Here is a 16,576-nt window from a genome sequence, read left to right as displayed (position 1 = left end):
TTCCCTTTCCATCAGGCCAGCGGCGCATCAATGCGGTAGCCCACACCGCGCACCGTGCGGATCAGCGAGTTGGCATCCGGCAGATCGATCTTCTGGCGCAAATGGCTGATGTGCACATCGATGATGTTGGTCTCCGGCTGAAAGTCGTACTCCCAGACGTTTTCCAGCACCATGGCCCGTGTCACGGTCTGGCCGGCGTTCTTCACCAGATAGCTCAGCAACTTGAACTCGCGTGGATTCAGACTGATTTTTTCACCGGCCCGGTAAACCGCATGGGTCAGCAGATTCACATGCAGCGCCCCCAGCTGCAACATATGCTCGGCCTGGCCCATCACCGTCGCGCTGCGCCGCATCAAAGCTTCCAGCCGCGCCGCCAGCTCGCCCAGGTAAAAAGGCTTGGTGAGGTAGTCGTCTGCACCGGCCTTGAGGCAGCGTATGCGCTCCTCGGTCTGCTCCAGTGCACTCACCACAATCACCGGCGTGCGGTTGGCAATGGCACGCAGCGCCTTGAGGATGTCAATGCCATCCACCCCCATGGGCAGCATGCGGTCCAGGATGATGCAGTCCCAGGTGCGCGACAGCGCCAGCTGCAGCCCGGTATTGGCTTCGGCGGCATGCGTGATCTGGCACTCCGAATGGTTCAGGTGCTCCATCACGTACTGGGCATTCGCGCCGTCGTCCTCAATCAACAAAATATGCTTCATCACAAGAAAAAAGGCCCTAAGAACGTGTTCACGCTCTAAGGCGTTTGCACACCAAAGGGCCATTCTAGGGAGGATAGACCGGCTTAAACGCGTGGCCTGCGCAGGCTGCCACGCACGAACTTGAACATTGTCCAGGCCAGCATGGCCAGCGTCACATACAGCAGCACGGCACTGATGGGACGCTCAAAGAACACCGACGGATCACCACGCGAAATCAGCAAGGTGCGGCGCAGATTCTCTTCCACCATGGGCCCCAGGATATAGCCCAGCAGCAGAGGTGCGGCCTCAAAGCGCAGCAGCATCAGCAAATAGCCCAGAGCCCCCAGCACCGCCACCATATAGATGTCGAAGTGGTTGTTGTTGACGCTGTACACGCCCAGCGCCACGAACACCAGGATGGCCGGATACAGCCAGGTGAACGGAATGCGCAGCAGCGACACCCAGATGCCGATGGTGGGAATATTCAGCAGCACCAGCATGATGTTGCCGATGGCAAAGCTCACCACCAGGCCCCAGAACATCTCGGGCTGCTCGGTGATCAGCATGGGCCCGGGGGTGATGCCGTGAATGATCAGCGCACCCAGCATGATGGCCATCACCGCATCGCCCGGAATGCCCAGGGACAGCGAAGGCACGAAGGCAGTCTGCGCGGCGGCGTTGTTGGCCGACTCGGGAGCCGAGATGCCCTGCACCGCACCGTGGCCAAATTCCTCGGGGTTCTTGGCCACGCGCTTTTCAATGGCATAGGACATAAAGGCCGCAATCGACGGCCCCACGCCGGGCAGCGCCCCCAGGGCCGAACCCAGGGCCGAGCCGCGCAGCATGGCGGGGTAGGAGCGCTTCATTTCCTGGCGCGTGGGGATCATGGAGCGCAGCGTCACCGACTCCACCTTCTGTGTTTCATCCTGGCCATGGATGTTGCGCACCACTTCCGACACACCGAACAAGCCCATGGCCAGCGCCACCAGATTGATGCCATCCATCAGCTCCGGAATATCGAAGGTAAAGCGCGCAATACCGGTGTTCACGTCCGTGCCCACCATGCCCAGCAACACGCCCATGACCACCATGGCCAGACCCTTGACGGGCGAGCCCGCACCAATGGACGACGCCGCCACCAGGCCCATCACCATCATGGCAAACAGCTCGGCCGGGCCAAACTTCAGACCCACTTCGGCAATCACCGGCGAGAACAGCACCAGCAGCAGCAGGCCGATCATGGCGCCCACCAGTGATGCAATCGTGGTGATGAACAGCGCTATGCCCGCCTTGCCTTTTTTGGCCATGGGATAGCCATCCAGACAGGTCACCGCCGAAGCCGGCCCACCCGGCAGATTCATCAGAATCGATGCGGTAGAACCCCCGTATTGCGAGCCGTAGTAAACGCCGGCCAGCATCACGATGGCCGAGGTGGGAGACATGTGGTACGTCATAGGCAGCAGCAGCGAAATCGCCGCCAAGGCCCCAATGCCGGGCAGCACGCCCACGGCAGTGCCCAGAAAAACGCCCAGAAAACAAAACCAGAGAATGGCGGGGTCCGACGCAACCTGCAAACCCAAGAGGAGATTATTGAATAATTCCATTTTCAGAATTCAGGAAACATGGAGATGGTCATATCCAGACCAATAACAAAAATCACCGAAGTAACCACGGCAATCACGGCAGCAATCATGAATCGCTTGATCAGATGCATGGGTTTTGGCACGCTGGCAATCAGCACGGCAATCATGGTGCTGAAAAACACGCCCATGATATTCAGCGCAAAAGCAAAAACCACCAAGGAAAGCAGCGATGCAATCAGGCTGTCCCAGTGCACTTCTATGCTCTCCCCTTTGCGGAAAAAGGCGGGAGTCATGATGAAGATGCCAAGCACCACCAGAATGCAGCCCAGCACCACGGGTATATAACCCGGCCCCATGCGCCCCGCCGTGCCAAAAGTGTATTCAGACCCCACCAGGGCAAAATAAATACCCACGGTGGAGACGAACAAACCAGCCAATATGTCTCTTATATCTCTATCTAACATGCAACCTCCGTTCGTAGAGGATGCCCATTGTCTTGATCACCCAGGTAAAAGTCGTACGCAAAATTACCTAGAATTTCGTGCATTAATTTTGTTTAACTTTCAAAATTAAAAACAATTAACTATCACCACAAAAACAGCAAGCCATGGAGCAAAGATTAAAAACAATTAATCTTTCCAGGCAAAAATGCATGGCGCATGGGGAAAAAATAATTTCCCTCCTCACCACCCAGAGGTCTTTCAGCAGGCCGCGAAGCCAGCAAGCCCTAGCATGTTCCCGGTACGACCGGCATGTAACAGCTACGCTGGGAGAACCGTCCAACACACGCTCACTTTCCTGTAGCTCGTTATGCGCTCTGCACAAGCTTTTGCAGTTGATTGCATGCAAAGCCGCTACCATCGAGCCTCTTGATTTTTGTTACATCTGACCCACCATGCTGCGCTGCAAGCTTGTACTGCCCCTGGCCCTGGCGGCCGCCCTGGCCCTGAGCGGCTGCCAGAACACCACCCCCACCCAGCGCCATACCGCCACCGGCGCAGCCGTGGGAGCGGTTGCCGGGGCCGGCGTGGCCCATGCCACAGGCGGCAAAGCTGCCACCGGTGCGGTCGTGGGTGCGGCAGTCGGCGGCACCGTGGGCTATCTCTGGTCCAAAAACATGGAGCGCCAAAAGCAGGAGCTGGAGCGTTCCACCAAGGGCACGGGGATCAAAGTGACGCGCACGGACGACAACCGCCTGAAGCTGAACTTTCCCGCCGACATCACCTTCAACAGCCACAGCGCCGTGCTCAGGCCCCAGGCGCGCACCGTACTCAACAGCTTTGCCAACAGCCTGCGCCGCAACCCCACCACCCAGGTGCTGATCGTGGGCCATGCCGACAGCAGCGGCAACGCTGCCAGCAACGAAACCCTGTCGCTGCAGCGGGCCAACACCACGCGCAGCTATATCTTCAGCCGCAAGGTGCAAGGCCCACGCATACAAACCGAGGGCCGCGGCGCACGGGAGCCGATTGCCAGCAACTACACCGAAGCCGGCCGCGCCCAGAACCGGCGGGTGGAGATTTTTGTGATGGAGAGCAAATAAAGCCCCCCTGAGCCGCTGCGCGTCTTCCCCCTCTCTGACTTCGCCGGAGGGGGACGGCACCAGCGCGGCGGGGCGGCCCTTGCGCGGTGCCCTGGCCTGGGGCACGCCAGTTTTATGCGTCGTGGGTGGTGCGCAGCGCCGTGGAGAGAGGGAACACGCCCCTGACAGGGTGTTGACGGTCTCTACGCAGGCGCTCCGCGAGAAGATCGCCAACACATTTTTCCAGCCTGCCACATGCCGGGCTACGGCCTCCTGCACCTGCGGGCTGAGCACGAAATCCGGATGATCCAGCAGCCGTTTCAAGGCCGGCCCACACCCGGGCAGGCTGTGCTGCTCCATCAGACAAGGATCGACACCACGGCCTGGTCGCCCCACTGCGCCACAGGAAAGTGGGCCCCGGCAGCAAGGTGGCCGTGGTTGGCCTGAGCCAGATGGCGCTGACGCTGAGCAAGGCCGTGGCCGGCTCCGTCATTGGCTGCATTGCCGAAACCCAGGAAATGCTGGACTTTTGCGGCCAGTACGACATCGCCTCGGACATTGGACGCATAGACATCCAAAGCATCGTCAAAGCCTATGCGCGCATGCTGAAAAGCAGTGTGGAGTACCGCTTTGTGATCGTCATCATCTCGCTCAAACGCAAGGCAGCAGCGGTTTGAGAACATGCGCAAAGTCACCACCCCAATCGCGGCAGCCAGCCTTGCTGGCTGCGCTTGCCACGCTTACACCAGCAGCAAATTGGCAAATACCTTGCCACCCATGGAGATGTGATTGCGCATCGCCTCTGCAGCTGCATCCGGACGCCCTTCCAGGATATGCCCCACCACCTGGGCATGCTCCTGCTGAGACTCTCTCAGCCTTGCCGGGCTCGCAAACATTTGCCCGCGATAAGGTGCGATACGCAGACGAATCAGGCGCGTGTGCTCCACGATATAGGGATTTCTGCAAATCTGATATATCAGATCATGTAGCACTCTGTTCTGCTTTTCATAGCCATCGCTATCGAGCATCTGTGCGTAATGCTCCGTGCGCTCCAGCGCTGCGCGCAGTTGCTCACCTTCCTTTGCCTGCACACGCAAGCTGGCCAGCCGCGCCACGATGCCCTCGTATTCCCCCAAGGCCTCCATCATCGCGACCAGCTCGCGCGTCTCCAAACGTCGCACTCTGGTGCCTGATCGAGGCACGATTGCCACTACGCCCATGGACTCCAGAGTCAGCAAAGCCTCACGCACCGGCGTTCTTGAACTACCGAAGTGGCTAGCAATGGCTTGCTCATCAATGGTCTGGTCCAGCGTCCACAGGCCGGTCCGCAAACACTCCTCTATGTAGGCCCTGATCCGCTCTCTGAGGCTGGACGATGAATTAGTGGTTTGTCCCATCTGCTGCATTGAATGGTTGTTGGTAAATTAACTGATATATCAATAACTGGATGTAGTATGTCACCAGATCTACAAATACAGGGGGCTGTGGCCACCCTCAACTTACGACGCCCCGAGGTCGCTAACAAGCTGACACTGTCCGACCTGGCCGTTGTGCGCAGCCATGTTGAACAGATCAATCGCACCACCAGCGTGCGCATTCTCAAAATTGTCGGCGAAGGCCGTCATTTTTGTAGCGGCTTTGATATTGAAAACATCCAGCAAAGCCAGGCCAAAGGCACCTCCTTCGGTGAGATGGTGGATGCCATCGAAGCATGTAGAGCCATCACCATCGCACGCATACAAGGTGCCGTCTACGGTGGCGCGGTCGATCTCGCTCTAGCCTGCGACTTTAGGCTAGGCAGCAGCCAATCTCATATGCAAGTGCCACCGGCCAAGCTGGGCTTGCACTTTTATCCCACAGGTATGCAGCGCATGTGTACACGGCTGGGTATCGACGCAGCCAAACGCGTGCTTTTGCGTGCCGAGCATTTTGCGGGCCTGGAGATGAAGGAGCTGGGCGTGCTCACCGATTACTGCGAACACGAAGCGCTGGACACCACCCTCATGCAGCTCGAGATGCAGCTGCTAAAAATGGCTCCGCTGGCTTTGCACGGCATGAAGCGCAATCTCAACAGGATCGCCAACGGGCTTTGGGACATCGAGCAAATGGAGTTGGACGTACAGGCCTCCGTCAACTCCGCCGATTTGCGCGAAGGAATGCAGGCATGGAAAGAAAAACGCCTCCCTTCGTTTAGCGGCCATTGAGCAAGGCCCAAGACAAGCACAGACAGCCAGGTTTGCCAAAAAAGGGCCGCGAGCAAATTGTGCTAGGCCCATCACAACCAGTAGGAGACAACAATGCCCACATGCTTTATTCGGACTGCACTTCAAGCGGCCGCCTTCACCACGCTGCTGCTCACAAGCGCGGCGCAAGCCGGGAACAACTACCCAGAACGGCCGATCACGCTGGTCGTTGGCTTTCCTCCTGGAGGAGGTGCGGATGCCGTCGCGCGCATCGTGGGCGATCAGTTGGGCAGGAATCTGGGACAGCCCATCATCATCGAGAACAAGCCTGGCGCTGGCACCACCATGGCATCCAGTCAGGTGGCCAAAAGCCCTGCCGATGGCTACACCATCCTCTTGGCAGGGGTCAGCCTGCATGGCTCCGACCAATACCTTTTCAAGTCGGCCAATTACGATGCGGCCAACAGCTTCACCCCTATTACGCGATTGGTCTCTGCACCTTTACTCATAGGCGTTAGTGCCAAGCTGCCTTATCAGAATGTCCAGGATCTGGTAGCCGCAGCCAAAAAAGCACCCGGAAAAATGTCCTATGGCCACTCTGGCGTCGGCGTATTCACCCACACCACAGGCTTGCAATTCATGACGGCCGCTGGCATTGATGTGCTGGCGGTACCTTTCCGCGGTGGGGCCCAGGCTATTCAAGCGGTAGGCGCAGGCGATGTCGATATGAAATTTGCCACCCCACCCTCGATCCTGCCCCTGGCCCAAGCCGGAAAGATCCGCCTGATTGCCGTGACGCAAAGCGAGCGCTCCAAGCTTTTCCCGGAACTCCCTGCCATGAAGGAGTCTGGCCTTGGAAGCTTCTCACAAGACTTCTGGTTTGGCCTGTATGCACCTGCAGGACTCTCCGAGCCGATCAAAGCCAAATTATTTGCCGCCGCCCAAAAAACGCTGCAGGACGACAAGGTTAGAGAGAAGTTGGAGAAATCCGGCAATGCCCCTTCCGCCTCCGAAAGCCCCGAGCAGTTCAAGACCTGGGCACTCGCCCAAGGAAAGCTGGCACTGGAATACGTCAAGAAATCGGGCGCCACCAGCAACTGATCTGTTTGCAACTTCACCATTGGATTGCTCTGGAATGAACCACAACCTCTATACCCAGCTGAAATCGTTTTTCCCTGCCGATCGCCACACTGCAGCCATCGAAAGCATCTTGCCTGACGGAGGCACAAGGACTTACTCCTGGGATGAGCTGGACGCGCTCAGCGCCAAGATTGCCCACAAGTTGCAAGCACTGGAATTACCTCCCGCCAGCCGCATTGCCGTGCAGGTGGAGAAATCCGTCGAGGCCATAGCGCTGTACCTCGGCGCCGTACGTGCCGGCCATGTTTTTCTGCCGCTCAACACTGCCTACAAAAAAGGCGAGATGGAATATTTCATCCAGAACGCAGAGCCTGCGGTGCTTGTGTGCACCTCGCTGAATCTGGATTGGATCCATGCCCTGGCCGGTTCGGCCGGCATCCGGCATGTGTTCACGCTGGATGGCAACAGCACAGGCTCACTGTTGGCCGATTTGGATCTGTTCGCCAGCGCGTTCGATGACGTCCACCGCACAGCCGACGCACTCGCGGCCATTCTGTACACCAGTGGCACCACGGGGCGCAGCAAGGGCGCCATGCTCAGCCATGGAAATCTGATGGCCAATGCGCACAGCTTGAAGCAATACTGGGGCTGGCAAGACGGCGATGTGCTCATCCACGCCCTTCCCATCTTCCATGTGCACGGCCTTTTCATTGCCATCCACGCAGCGTTGATCAACGGCAGCAAGATGATCTGGCTACCCAAGTTTGATGCCAAGCAAGTCATTGCCCAGCTGCCCAAGGCCACCGTGTTGATGGGCGTACCAACCTTTTATGTGCGCATGCTGAGCGAGCCCAGCCTCACACCAGAGATAGCACGTCATATGCGCTTGTTTATCTCGGGCTCGGCTCCGCTGCTGATTGAAACCTTCAACGAATGGAAAGTCCGAACCGGCCACACCATCTTGGAGCGCTATGGCATGAGCGAGACCATCATCATCTCGTCCAACCCCTACACACCTGACCCCCGTTACCAAAACCAGTCTGAGCGCTGCGGCAGCACCGTGGGATTCCCGCTACCCGAGATGGCGCTGCGCATCACCAGCGATGCCAATCAACCGCTTGCACAAGGCGAGATAGGCAATATCCAGGTGCAAGGAGAGAGCGTTTTTTCCGGCTATTGGCGCATGCCCGAAAAAACAGCGGAGGAATTCACGCAAGACGGCTGGTTCAAGACAGGTGATGTCGGGCTCATAGACCCACGAGGCTATTTGCGCATCGTGGGGCGCAACAAGGACTTGATCATTTCAGGAGGCTACAACGTCTATCCCGCAGAGATTGAGGCCATGGTCAACGAGCTGCCCGGCGTGGAAGAAAGCGCTGTAGTCGGAGTGCCTCACGCAGACTTTGGTGAAGCCGGTGTCTTGCTCCTCATCGCCAAGCCAGGCGTGCACATCGATGAACAGCAGGTGCTGGAACGACTGAAAGCCCAATTGGCGGCATACAAGGTTCCAAAACGCTGCCATGTCATTGCCGAATTGCCCCGCAATGCCATGGGAAAAGTGCAGAAAAACATCTTGCGTCAGACCTATCAGGACAGCTTCGCCCTCGTCTGCTGAGCGCTTCAGGCCGAGCCCCAGCACGCCCAATGCTAAGGCCACTCCGCTTCTTCCACGGTGCATATACCACGGCGGAAGGGGCGGGTCTTGCTGCTAGGTTTGAGGCCTGGTGCCCACCAGCACCGGTTGATAAAAACAGCCATCCAGGCGCTGCACCTGCGCGAACCCCGCGTCCTCCATCAACGCGCACAAGCGCTCGGTGGAAACGGCGTAATAGCGCGAGCGCATGACATGGGTGTGCACCTGGCCCGTGGCCAGGTCTTCTTCGACCACAAAGAACGAGAAGTCGTAGTGACTGCCCTCAAAATCCCAAACCTGGAACAGCACATAGCGCTTGCCGTCTTCCACGCGTGCGCCGTAGTGCTTGACCAGGTTGCGGCCGCGTTCCTCCCGGACGTAATCGCGGACGGTGATCAGACAGCCGCCGCCGGGCTTGAGGCAGGCAAAGAACTGCTTGAAGGCCTGTAGCAAGTCCTCGTCGTTCAACAGATGGGGCACGGCGTTATCGCAAGCCATGAGCACATCGAAACCACCACCGTGCAAGGCATGGGCCTGGCGCATGTCCCCGACCTTCAACGCCAGTGTGAGTTGCCGTTTTTCAGCTTCTGCACGGGCGCGTTCCACTTCCTTGCTGGACAGGTCTGACGCCACCACGCTATAGCCCAAGGCAGCCAGTCCCAGGGCCTGGGTGCCAATGCCGCAGGCCACATCCAGCACCTTGTGGGAGCCAGGCCAGTGCTGGCGCACCAGTTGGTCCAGCTGCTCGGCCTGGAGCGCCATGCTGCGGTCCCAGTCTGGATAAATCAGGTGGTAGAGGGGTGCGAGTTCGTCGTAGAAGTCCATGCAGCCTTCCCCTCGAGCGTGAAAATGAGCTTGAAAGCGACCATGGCACAGCATAGCCATGCGTGGGAATACACATGAAAAAAGCTGTGGCCTCTTGCAAGAGGTTCACAGCTTTTACGTTTTTCAGCCGCAAACGCTTGGTACACAAGCATTTGCGGCTATCGACTGGTGAGCAGCCCTTACTCCACCCGGCAAATGCCATTGGGCTTGAAGGTCCAACCCGTGGCCTTGCCCTTGGCACCGCGCTTTCCGGCTGCGTTGTTCAGGCTGCGGATTTCCAGGTTTTCTTCCTTGTCCTTGCCACCGCGCCCACTGCCGGTGATGCGCACGCTGCGGGTGTAGGCGGCGGCGCCCACCAGGCTGGCCTTGTCGTCCAGCTTCATGAGCTGCAGGCCACGGCCGCTGCTCATGAGTTTCAGCTCGGACAGCGCATAGGTCAGCACATGGCCGTCGCTGGACAGGCAGGCCACATGGGTGGCGGCCGGTGTTTCGGCGCCATCCGCCGTGGAGGCAGGCAAGGCGTCGATGATGGAGGGCTGGCACAGGGTCTCGCCGTCTTGCACGGTGACAAAGCCCTTGCCGGCCTTGTTGCGCGCCACCATGGAGTCGAGCTTGGCGACAAAGCCATAGCCGCCCGAGCTGGCCAGCAGCAACTGGCTGTCGCCGTTGCCGGCAAAGTAGGCGGTGATCTGGGTGCCGGCCTCCAGGTCGATCATGGTGGTGACGGGCTGGCCGTCACCGCGCCCGCCGGGCAGGCTGGCCACGGCCACGCTGTAGACGCGGCCGTTGTCGCCGAACACGATGAGCTGGTCCACCGTGCGGCATTCAAAGGTGCTGCGCAGCTGGTCACCCGATTTGAAGGTGAACACCGCCGCCTCATGGCCATGGCCCTGGCGGGTACGCACCCAGCCCTTGTCGGAGATGACCACGGTGACGGGCTCATCCACCACCTTGACCTCGGCCACGACTTTCTTTTCCTCTTGGATGAGGGTGCGGCGGTCATCGCCAAACTCTTTGGCGTCGGCCTTGATTTCCTTGACCATCAGGTTGCGCAGGGTCTTGGCGTCGCCCAGTATGTCTTCCAGCCCCTGCTGCTCGCCGCGCAGTGTGGCCAGTTCCTGCTCGATCTTGATGGCCTCCAGCCGCGCCAGTTGACGCAGGCGGATTTCCAGAATGTCCTCTGCCTGGCGCTCGGAGAGATTGAAGCGCTCCATCAGCGCGGGCTTGGGCTCGTCGCTGGCACGGATGAGGGCAATCACCTCGTCGATGTTCAGCAGCACGGCCTGACGGCCTTCCAGGATGTGGATGCGGTCCAGCACCTTGGACAGGCGGTATTCGCTGCGGCGGGTGATGGTGGCCTGGCGGAAGGCAATCCACTCCTCCAGCATCTGGCGCAGCGGTTTTTGCACCGGCTTGCCATCCAGGCCTATGCAGGTCATGTTGATGGAGCTGGAGGTCTCCAGGCTGGTGTGGGCCAGCAGCGCGGTCACCAGCTCGGCCTGCGGCACCTTGCCGGTCTTGGGCTCGAAGACGATGCGCACCGGCGCGTCCTTGCTGGATTCGTCGCGCACGCCATCTAGCACGGCCAATATGCTGGCCTTGAGCTGGTTTTGCTCCTGGGTCAGCGCTTTTTTGCCGGTCTTGACCTTGGGGTTGGTGATGTCCTCAATCTCTTCCAGCACTTTTTGCGTGCTCACACCCGGGGGCAGCTCGACCACCACCAGCTGCCACTGGCCACGGGCCAGCTCCTCAATCGTCCAGCGCGCGCGCACCTTCAGGCTGCCGCGGCCGCTACGGTAGGCCTCGGCAATGTCGTGGCTGCTGCTGATGATCTGGCCGCCACCGGGATAGTCAGGGCCGGGGATCATTTCAAACAGCTCGCTGTCGCTCAGCGTGGGCCGCTTGATCAGGGCCATGCAGGCCTCGGCCACTTCCACCAGGTTGTGGCTGGGGATTTCGGTGGCCAGGCCCACGGCAATGCCGCTGGCGCCATTGAGCAACGAGAACGGCAGGCGTGCCGGCAGCTGCTGGGGCTCTTCGGTGCTGCCGTCGTAATTAGGTACAAAAGTCACCGTGCCCTGGTCGATTTCATCAAGCAGCAAGCGGCTGATCTTGGACAGGCGCGCCTCGGTGTAACGCATGGCAGCGGCGCCGTCGCCGTCGCGGCTGCCGAAGTTGCCCTGGCCGTCTACCAACGGATAACGCTGGTTGAAGTCCTGGGCCATGCGCACCAGGGCGTCGTAGGCAGACTGGTCACCGTGGGGGTGAAAGCGGCCCAGCACATCGCCCACCACGCGGGCGCTTTTTACCGGCTTGGCCGCCGTGTTGCCGCCGCTGCCGCCATAGGAAAGCCCCATGCGGTCCATGGCGTACAGAATGCGGCGCTGCACGGGTTTGAGGCCGTCACTCACGTCCGGCAGGGCCCGGCCCTTGACCACGGACAGTGCGTATTCCAGGTAGGCGCGCTGGGCGTAGGCGCCCAGGTCCAGCAAGTCGCCCGCGCTGTCGGGGCGGGCCGGTTCCAATGTCAAAAGATCACTCATGGAAGAAAGCTCGGGGTGTTGCTCAGGTCCGCTGCGGGCTGGCTGCCGGGCAACTCCATGCGCACCCGGCCAGTGACGGCAGGGGTGCGACCGGGCACTGCGGCACGGCCATGGTTTTGCGCGGCGCCAGGCGCCAGCTGTTCATACAGCGCCAGCACGGTGCGGACGTAGTTCTGGGTTTCTTGGTAAGGCGGAATGGCCTGGCCAAAGCGTTTGACGGCGTTCTCGCCGGCGTTGTAGGCGGCCAGCACCAGGTCCAGCCGGCCGGGGAACAGGCCCATCAGGTATTGCAGATAGCGGGCACCCGCCTGCAGATTGGTGGCCGGGTCGGTCAGCTTTTGCGCCACGGTGCGGTCTTTGTCGGCGCGCACACCAAAGCGCTGTGCGGTGTCGGGCATGAGCTGCATCAGGCCCACCGCGCCCTTGGGCGAGACCGCATGGGCCGCAAAACCCGATTCGGTGGCAATCAAGGCCTTGAGCAGCTCATGGTCCAGCCCGGTGCTTTGCGCGGTGCGCTCCACATGGGTGCGCACCTGCTTGTACTGGTTGGAGTTGGCAAAATAACCGGCCAGCTTGGCTGCTGCGCCGGCCGAGGCCGCGTCCACCTTCAGCCCAGGGCCTGCTTGGCCGGCCTGGCGCGGCATGGCATCGCGCTGGGTGTCAAAGCTGCTGCCTCGGAAGAACAGGCGATAGCGTGCATCCAGTGCCTGGTTGGAAAAATGGGTCACGCCCTGGGCATCCACATAGGCCCAGATATCGGCCTTGGCCATGCCGGGCAACAACAGCATCGCGCCGGCAGCAGCTAGCGAAAAAGAGAGCAGCCTGTGCTTTATCCACAAGCTGTAGCGCGCTTTTTTATGCATTTTTTGATGCATTTTTTGATGCATTTTTTGATGGCTATCGCCTGGCGCAGGGCGCAGCAACGCCACGGCCTGTTCGGTCGATGCGAAGGCTGGGCAATGCATGTGGCGGCTCAGATGTCCACCTCGACCTCATCGCCATGCAGCTCCATGAGCTCGCGGCGCGAAGCGGCCTCGCCCTTGCCCATCAGCCGGCCCATCAGGGTTTCGGTATCGGTCAGCGGCGTGGTGTCGACCTGCACCGGCAGCAGGCGGCGGGTGTCGGGGTTGAGCGTGGTCTCCCACAGCTGCTCGGCATTCATCTCGCCCAGGCCCTTGAAGCGGCTGATCTGGCATTTCTCGCGCGCCACACCTTCCTTGGTAGCCTTGTCGAGGATGGCATTCAGCTCGCTTTGGTCCAGGGCGTAAATCTTGGCCGCGGGCTTTTTGCCACGCGCCGGCACATCCACGCGGAACAGCGGCGGGCGGGCGATGCAGACATGGCCGGCCTCCATCAGCTTGGGGAAATGCTTGAAGAACAGGGTCAGCAGCAGCACCTGGATGTGGGAGCCGTCCACATCAGCGTCCGAGAGAATGCAGATCTTGCCGTAGCGCAGACCGGACAGGTCGGGGGTGTCATTGGGGCCATGCGGGTCCACGCCAATGGCCACCGAGATATCGTGGATTTCGGTGTTGGCAAACAGGCGGTCGCGGTCCACCTCCCAGGTGTTGAGCACCTTGCCGCGCAGCGGCAGCACGGCTTGCGTTTCCTTGTCGCGGCCCATTTTGGCGCTGCCGCCGGCAGAGTCACCCTCGACCAGAAACACCTCGTTGTGGGCCAGGTCACGGCTTTCGCAGTCGGTGAGCTTGCCGGGCAGCACGGCCACGCCGCTGCCCTTGCGCTTTTCCACCTTCTGGCCGGCACGCTGGCGGGTTTGCGCGGCCTTGATAGCCAGCTCGGCCAGCTTTTTGCCATGCTCCACATGTTCGTTGAGCCACAGCTCCAGCGCCGGGCGCACAAAGCCCGAGACCAGGCGCACGGCGTCGCGCGAGTTCAGGCGCTCCTTGATCTGGCCCTGGAACTGCGGGTCCAGCACCTTGGCGCTCAGCACATAGCTGGCGCGGGCAAAGACGTCATCGGGCATCAGCTTCACGCCCTTGGGCAGCAGCGAATGCATGTCGATAAAAGCCTTCACCGCCTGGAACAGGCCGTCGCGCAGGCCGCTGTCATGCGTGCCGCCGGCGGTGGTGGGGATCAGGTTGACATAGCTTTCACGCAGCGGCGCGCCGTCTTCGGTAAAGGCCACGCACCAGGCAGCGCCTTCGCCTTCGGCAAAGCTGTCGTGGTGCTTGTCGGCAAAGCCCTCGCCCTCGAACAGGGGGATGACGGGGTCGCCCGTCAGACTTTGCGCCAGGTAGTCACGCAGGCCGCCCTTGTACTGCCAGCTTTGCGTGTCACGGTTTTTTTCATTGGCCAGGGAGACGGTGACACCGGGCATGAGCACGGCCTTGCTGCGCAGCAAATGCACCATCTCGCCCATGGGCAGATTGGAGGATTCGAAGTATTTGGCGTCAGGCCAGGCGCGCACCGTCGTGCCCTGCTTGCGCTCGCCGCTTTGCAGCGGGCGCACGGTCAGGGGCTCGATCACATCGCCGCCGGAAAACACCAGGCGGGCCACCTGGCCGTCGCGGTGCACGGTGACTTCCATGCGTGTGGACAGCGCATTCGTCACCGACACGCCCACGCCGTGCAGGCCGCCCGAGAAGCTGTAGGCCCCCCCTTGGCCCTTGTCGAACTTGCCGCCCGCATGCAAGCGGGTGAAGACCAGCTCGACCACGGGGGCGCCTTCTTCGGGGTGGATGCCAAAGGGAATGCCACGGCCGTCGTCTTCCACACTGACCGAGCCATCGGTGTGCAGCGACACCTTGATGCGCTTGCCATAGCCGGCCAGGGCTTCGTCGGCCGCGTTGTCGATCACCTCCTGCAGGATGTGCAGGGGGTTGTCGGTGCGGGTGTACATGCCGGGACGTTGCTTGACCGGCTCCAGGCCCTTGAGGACGCGGATCGAGCCTTCGGAATATTCGGGAATGGAAGTAGAGGGTTTGGCTGCCATGGGGGCGGATTGTAGTGCGCGCGCTGGCGCACCGCTGGATAAATAAACAGTTACCCCATGGCAACATGGTTTGTTGCCCGGGGTGTCGCGCCAGTGTCCATCCGCGAGGTGGGGCAGCACCGCAAACGGTGGACGAACTCGCTACATTCTGGGCCTATGCAAAAACAAAACAACACATTCAAGCATCTATCCATGTTGCAAGTGCTGCTGTGCGGGGGCGCAGTGGTCACCTTGTCCATGGGCATACGCCATGGCTTTGGCCTGTGGCTGCAGCCCATCACCCAGGAGATGGGCTGGACGCGCGAATCCTTTGCGCTGGCCATTGCCATCCAGAACCTGTCCTGGGGGGTGCTGGGTATTTTCGTGGGCATGATTGCCGACAAGCTGGGCGCCTTCAAGGTGCTGGTGGGGGGCGCCATGCTTTACGCCTTGGGCCTGGCGGGCATGGCGCTGTCGCCCACCACCACCTGGTTCGCCCTGACGGCGGGGGTGGTCATTGGCGCAGCCCAGGCCGGCACCACCTATGCGGTGATTTATGGCGTGCTGGGCCGGCAGATTCCCGTGGCGCGGCGCAGCTGGGCCATGGGGGTGACGGCTGCGGCCGGCTCTTTCGGCCAGTTCTTTATGGTGCCAGTGGAAGGCGGGCTGATTGCCCAGTTCGGCTGGAGCAACGCCCTGCTGCTGCTGGCCGTGATCGCCCTCTTGATTGCCGTGCTGGCCTTTGGCCTGCGTGAACCCGGTTTTGGCGCCAATGCCGGCCCTCGACCACTGCGTGACCAGACCATTGGCCAGGCCTTGGTCGAGGCCTGGACCAACCCCAGCTTTGTGCTGCTGCTGGCGGGCTATTTTGTCTGCGGCTTTCAGGTGATGTTCATTGGCGTGCACATGCCCAGCTATCTCAAGGACTTCAACATGGCCCCGCAGGTGGCCAGCTATTCGCTGGCCCTGGTGGGGCTGTTCAACATCTTTGGCACCTATATCGCCGGCAATCTGGGCCAGAAAATGCCCAAGCGCTATCTGCTGTCGGGCATTTACGGCCTGCGCTCGGTCATCATCGTGGCCTTCTTGCTGGCACCGCTGTCGCCCTGGTCGGTCTACATCTTCTCGGCTGCCATGGGGTTTCTGTGGCTGTCCACCGTGCCGCTGACCAATGCCACCATTGCCCAGATCTTTGGCGTGCAGCATTTGTCCATGCTGGGCGGCTTTGTGTTTTGCAGCCACCAGGTGGGCAGCTTTTTGGGCGTGTGGCTGGGCGGCTATCTGTATGACCGCAACGGCAATTACGACATGGTCTGGTATTTGGCGATTGCGCTGGGCATTTTTGCCGCCCTGGTCAATCTGCCGGTGCGCGAACAGTCCCTGGTGCGCAAACCCTCTCTGGCCTGAGCACCATGTCTACGCCTTCATCCACGCCTGCTACGCCTGCCCCACGCCCTCTGCCGCTTTGGAAGCGGCTGCTGCTGTGGGCCGCCATCGCCCTGGTGCTGATGGCGGTGTTTGCCCTGTATCTGCTGCCGGAGTTCATGGTCACACTGGCCGACCAGGTGTGGGCCTGCTTTTAAGCCAGAGCG

General features: G+C 60.6%; 14 protein-coding genes and 1 pseudogene. 7 read left to right on the top strand and 8 right to left on the bottom strand.

Annotation, left to right across the window (positions count from 1 at the left end):
• Window positions 1-11: 11 nt before the first annotated feature.
• From ACA027_RS06770 to ACA027_RS06760, 3 genes are all read right to left on the bottom strand, one after another.
• The gene (locus ACA027_RS06770) at window positions 12-704 is read right to left on the bottom strand and encodes a response regulator transcription factor (protein WP_370681638.1); all 693 of its coding nucleotides are present in this window, start codon (window positions 702-704) and stop codon (window positions 12-14) included.
• Between the two features lie 83 nt (window positions 705-787).
• The gene (locus ACA027_RS06765; protein ID WP_370681637.1) at window positions 788-2,287 is read right to left on the bottom strand and encodes a tripartite tricarboxylate transporter permease; all 1,500 of its coding nucleotides are present in this window, start codon (window positions 2,285-2,287) and stop codon (window positions 788-790) included.
• A 2-nt stretch (window positions 2,288-2,289) separates the two neighbouring features.
• Complete coding sequence (locus tag ACA027_RS06760) at window positions 2,290-2,730, bottom strand: tripartite tricarboxylate transporter TctB family protein (RefSeq protein WP_370681636.1); 441 nt, start codon at window positions 2,728-2,730, stop codon at window positions 2,290-2,292.
• Between the two features lie 431 nt (window positions 2,731-3,161).
• Here ACA027_RS06760 and ACA027_RS06755 point away from each other — a divergent pair, with 431 nt between their 5' ends.
• Together ACA027_RS06755 and ACA027_RS06750 are read left to right on the top strand one after the other, a co-directional pair.
• A complete protein-coding gene (locus tag ACA027_RS06755) occupies window positions 3,162-3,809 on the top strand; it encodes an OmpA family protein (RefSeq protein ID WP_370681635.1) in 648 nt (215 codons plus the stop codon).
• Window positions 3,810-4,258: 449 nt separating this feature from the next.
• A pseudogene (locus tag ACA027_RS06750) lies at window positions 4,259-4,465 on the top strand (NAD(P)-dependent alcohol dehydrogenase); the annotation flags it as partial.
• Window positions 4,466-4,528: 63 nt separating this feature from the next.
• On the opposite strand, the gene ACA027_RS06745 reads toward ACA027_RS06750, so the two are convergent.
• Window positions 4,529-5,194: a GntR family transcriptional regulator gene (locus tag ACA027_RS06745; RefSeq protein WP_370681634.1), complete on the bottom strand. Its 666-nt coding sequence runs from the start codon at window positions 5,192-5,194 to the stop codon at window positions 4,529-4,531.
• Window positions 5,195-5,242: 48 nt separating this feature from the next.
• Here ACA027_RS06745 and ACA027_RS06740 point away from each other — a divergent pair, with 48 nt between their 5' ends.
• The 3 genes from ACA027_RS06740 (at window position 5,243) to ACA027_RS06730 (ending at window position 8,666) form a co-directional block, all read left to right on the top strand.
• Complete coding sequence (locus ACA027_RS06740) at window positions 5,243-5,992, top strand: enoyl-CoA hydratase/isomerase family protein (RefSeq protein WP_370681633.1); 750 nt, start codon at window positions 5,243-5,245, stop codon at window positions 5,990-5,992.
• A 93-nt stretch (window positions 5,993-6,085) separates the two neighbouring features.
• Complete coding sequence (locus ACA027_RS06735; protein ID WP_370681632.1) at window positions 6,086-7,072, top strand: Bug family tripartite tricarboxylate transporter substrate binding protein; 987 nt, start codon at window positions 6,086-6,088, stop codon at window positions 7,070-7,072.
• A gap of 34 nt (window positions 7,073-7,106) precedes the next feature.
• The gene (locus tag ACA027_RS06730) at window positions 7,107-8,666 is read left to right on the top strand and encodes a malonyl-CoA synthase (protein ID WP_370681631.1); all 1,560 of its coding nucleotides are present in this window, start codon (window positions 7,107-7,109) and stop codon (window positions 8,664-8,666) included.
• A gap of 93 nt (window positions 8,667-8,759) precedes the next feature.
• Here ACA027_RS06730 and ACA027_RS06725 read toward each other — a convergent pair whose 3' ends face one another.
• The 4 genes from ACA027_RS06725 to ACA027_RS06710 all read right to left on the bottom strand — a co-directional run bounded on the left by ACA027_RS06725 (window position 8,760) and on the right by ACA027_RS06710 (window position 15,005).
• Window positions 8,760-9,509, bottom strand: coding sequence for a class I SAM-dependent methyltransferase (locus ACA027_RS06725; protein WP_370681630.1), 750 nt, complete (start codon window positions 9,507-9,509; stop codon window positions 8,760-8,762).
• 179 nt (window positions 9,510-9,688) lie between these two features.
• Window positions 9,689-12,052 carry a DNA topoisomerase IV subunit A gene (gene parC, locus ACA027_RS06720; protein ID WP_370681629.1) on the bottom strand — a complete coding sequence of 788 codons (2,364 nt, stop codon included), beginning with the start codon at window positions 12,050-12,052 and terminating at the stop codon, window positions 9,689-9,691.
• The gene (locus ACA027_RS06715; RefSeq protein ID WP_370681628.1) at window positions 12,049-12,840 is read right to left on the bottom strand and encodes a lytic transglycosylase domain-containing protein; all 792 of its coding nucleotides are present in this window, start codon (window positions 12,838-12,840) and stop codon (window positions 12,049-12,051) included. The genes parC and ACA027_RS06715 overlap by 4 nt, the downstream gene beginning before the upstream one ends.
• 185 nt (window positions 12,841-13,025) lie before the next feature.
• A complete protein-coding gene (locus tag ACA027_RS06710; RefSeq protein WP_370681627.1) occupies window positions 13,026-15,005 on the bottom strand; it encodes a DNA topoisomerase IV subunit B in 1,980 nt (659 codons plus the stop codon).
• A 192-nt stretch (window positions 15,006-15,197) separates the two neighbouring features.
• Here ACA027_RS06710 and ACA027_RS06705 point away from each other — a divergent pair, with 192 nt between their 5' ends.
• Together ACA027_RS06705 and ACA027_RS06700 are read left to right on the top strand one after the other, a co-directional pair.
• Window positions 15,198-16,391, top strand: a complete 1,194-nt coding sequence (locus ACA027_RS06705; RefSeq protein WP_370681626.1) for an MFS transporter — start codon at window positions 15,198-15,200, stop codon at window positions 16,389-16,391.
• A gap of 5 nt (window positions 16,392-16,396) precedes the next feature.
• Entirely contained in the window at window positions 16,397-16,567 is a 171-nt protein-coding gene (locus tag ACA027_RS06700) for a hypothetical protein (protein ID WP_370681625.1), read from the top strand.
• Window positions 16,568-16,576 lie beyond the last annotated feature (9 nt).

It is taken from the genome of Comamonas sp. GB3 AK4-5 (assembly GCF_041320665.1).
In the GTDB taxonomy this organism is placed as follows: Bacteria; Pseudomonadota; Gammaproteobacteria; order Burkholderiales; family Burkholderiaceae_C; genus Comamonas.
This window is presented reverse-complemented; position numbering and strand designations above follow the sequence as displayed.

Bases quoted from the DNA above. Each gene is read 5' to 3' on its own strand.
- ACA027_RS06770 (WP_370681638.1), bottom strand. From the start codon at position 704: ATGAAGCATATTTTGTTGATTGAGGACGACGGCGCGAATGCCCAGTAC.
- ACA027_RS06765 (WP_370681637.1), bottom strand. From the start codon at position 2,287: ATGGAATTATTCAATAATCTCCTCTTGGGTTTGCAGGTTGCGTCGGAC.
- ACA027_RS06760 (WP_370681636.1), bottom strand. From the start codon at position 2,730: ATGTTAGATAGAGATATAAGAGACATATTGGCTGGTTTGTTCGTCTCC.
- ACA027_RS06755 (WP_370681635.1), top strand. From the start codon at position 3,162: ATGCTGCGCTGCAAGCTTGTACTGCCCCTGGCCCTGGCGGCCGCCCTG.
- ACA027_RS06745 (WP_370681634.1), bottom strand. From the start codon at position 5,194: ATGCAGCAGATGGGACAAACCACTAATTCATCGTCCAGCCTCAGAGAG.
- ACA027_RS06740 (WP_370681633.1), top strand. From the start codon at position 5,243: ATGTCACCAGATCTACAAATACAGGGGGCTGTGGCCACCCTCAACTTA.
- ACA027_RS06735 (WP_370681632.1), top strand. From the start codon at position 6,086: ATGCCCACATGCTTTATTCGGACTGCACTTCAAGCGGCCGCCTTCACC.
- ACA027_RS06730 (WP_370681631.1), top strand. From the start codon at position 7,107: ATGAACCACAACCTCTATACCCAGCTGAAATCGTTTTTCCCTGCCGAT.
- ACA027_RS06725 (WP_370681630.1), bottom strand. From the start codon at position 9,509: ATGGACTTCTACGACGAACTCGCACCCCTCTACCACCTGATTTATCCA.
- parC (WP_370681629.1), bottom strand. From the start codon at position 12,052: ATGAGTGATCTTTTGACATTGGAACCGGCCCGCCCCGACAGCGCGGGC.
- ACA027_RS06715 (WP_370681628.1), bottom strand. From the start codon at position 12,840: ATGCTGTTGTTGCCCGGCATGGCCAAGGCCGATATCTGGGCCTATGTG.
- ACA027_RS06710 (WP_370681627.1), bottom strand. From the start codon at position 15,005: ATGGCAGCCAAACCCTCTACTTCCATTCCCGAATATTCCGAAGGCTCG.
- ACA027_RS06705 (WP_370681626.1), top strand. From the start codon at position 15,198: ATGTTGCAAGTGCTGCTGTGCGGGGGCGCAGTGGTCACCTTGTCCATG.
- ACA027_RS06700 (WP_370681625.1), top strand. From the start codon at position 16,397: ATGTCTACGCCTTCATCCACGCCTGCTACGCCTGCCCCACGCCCTCTG.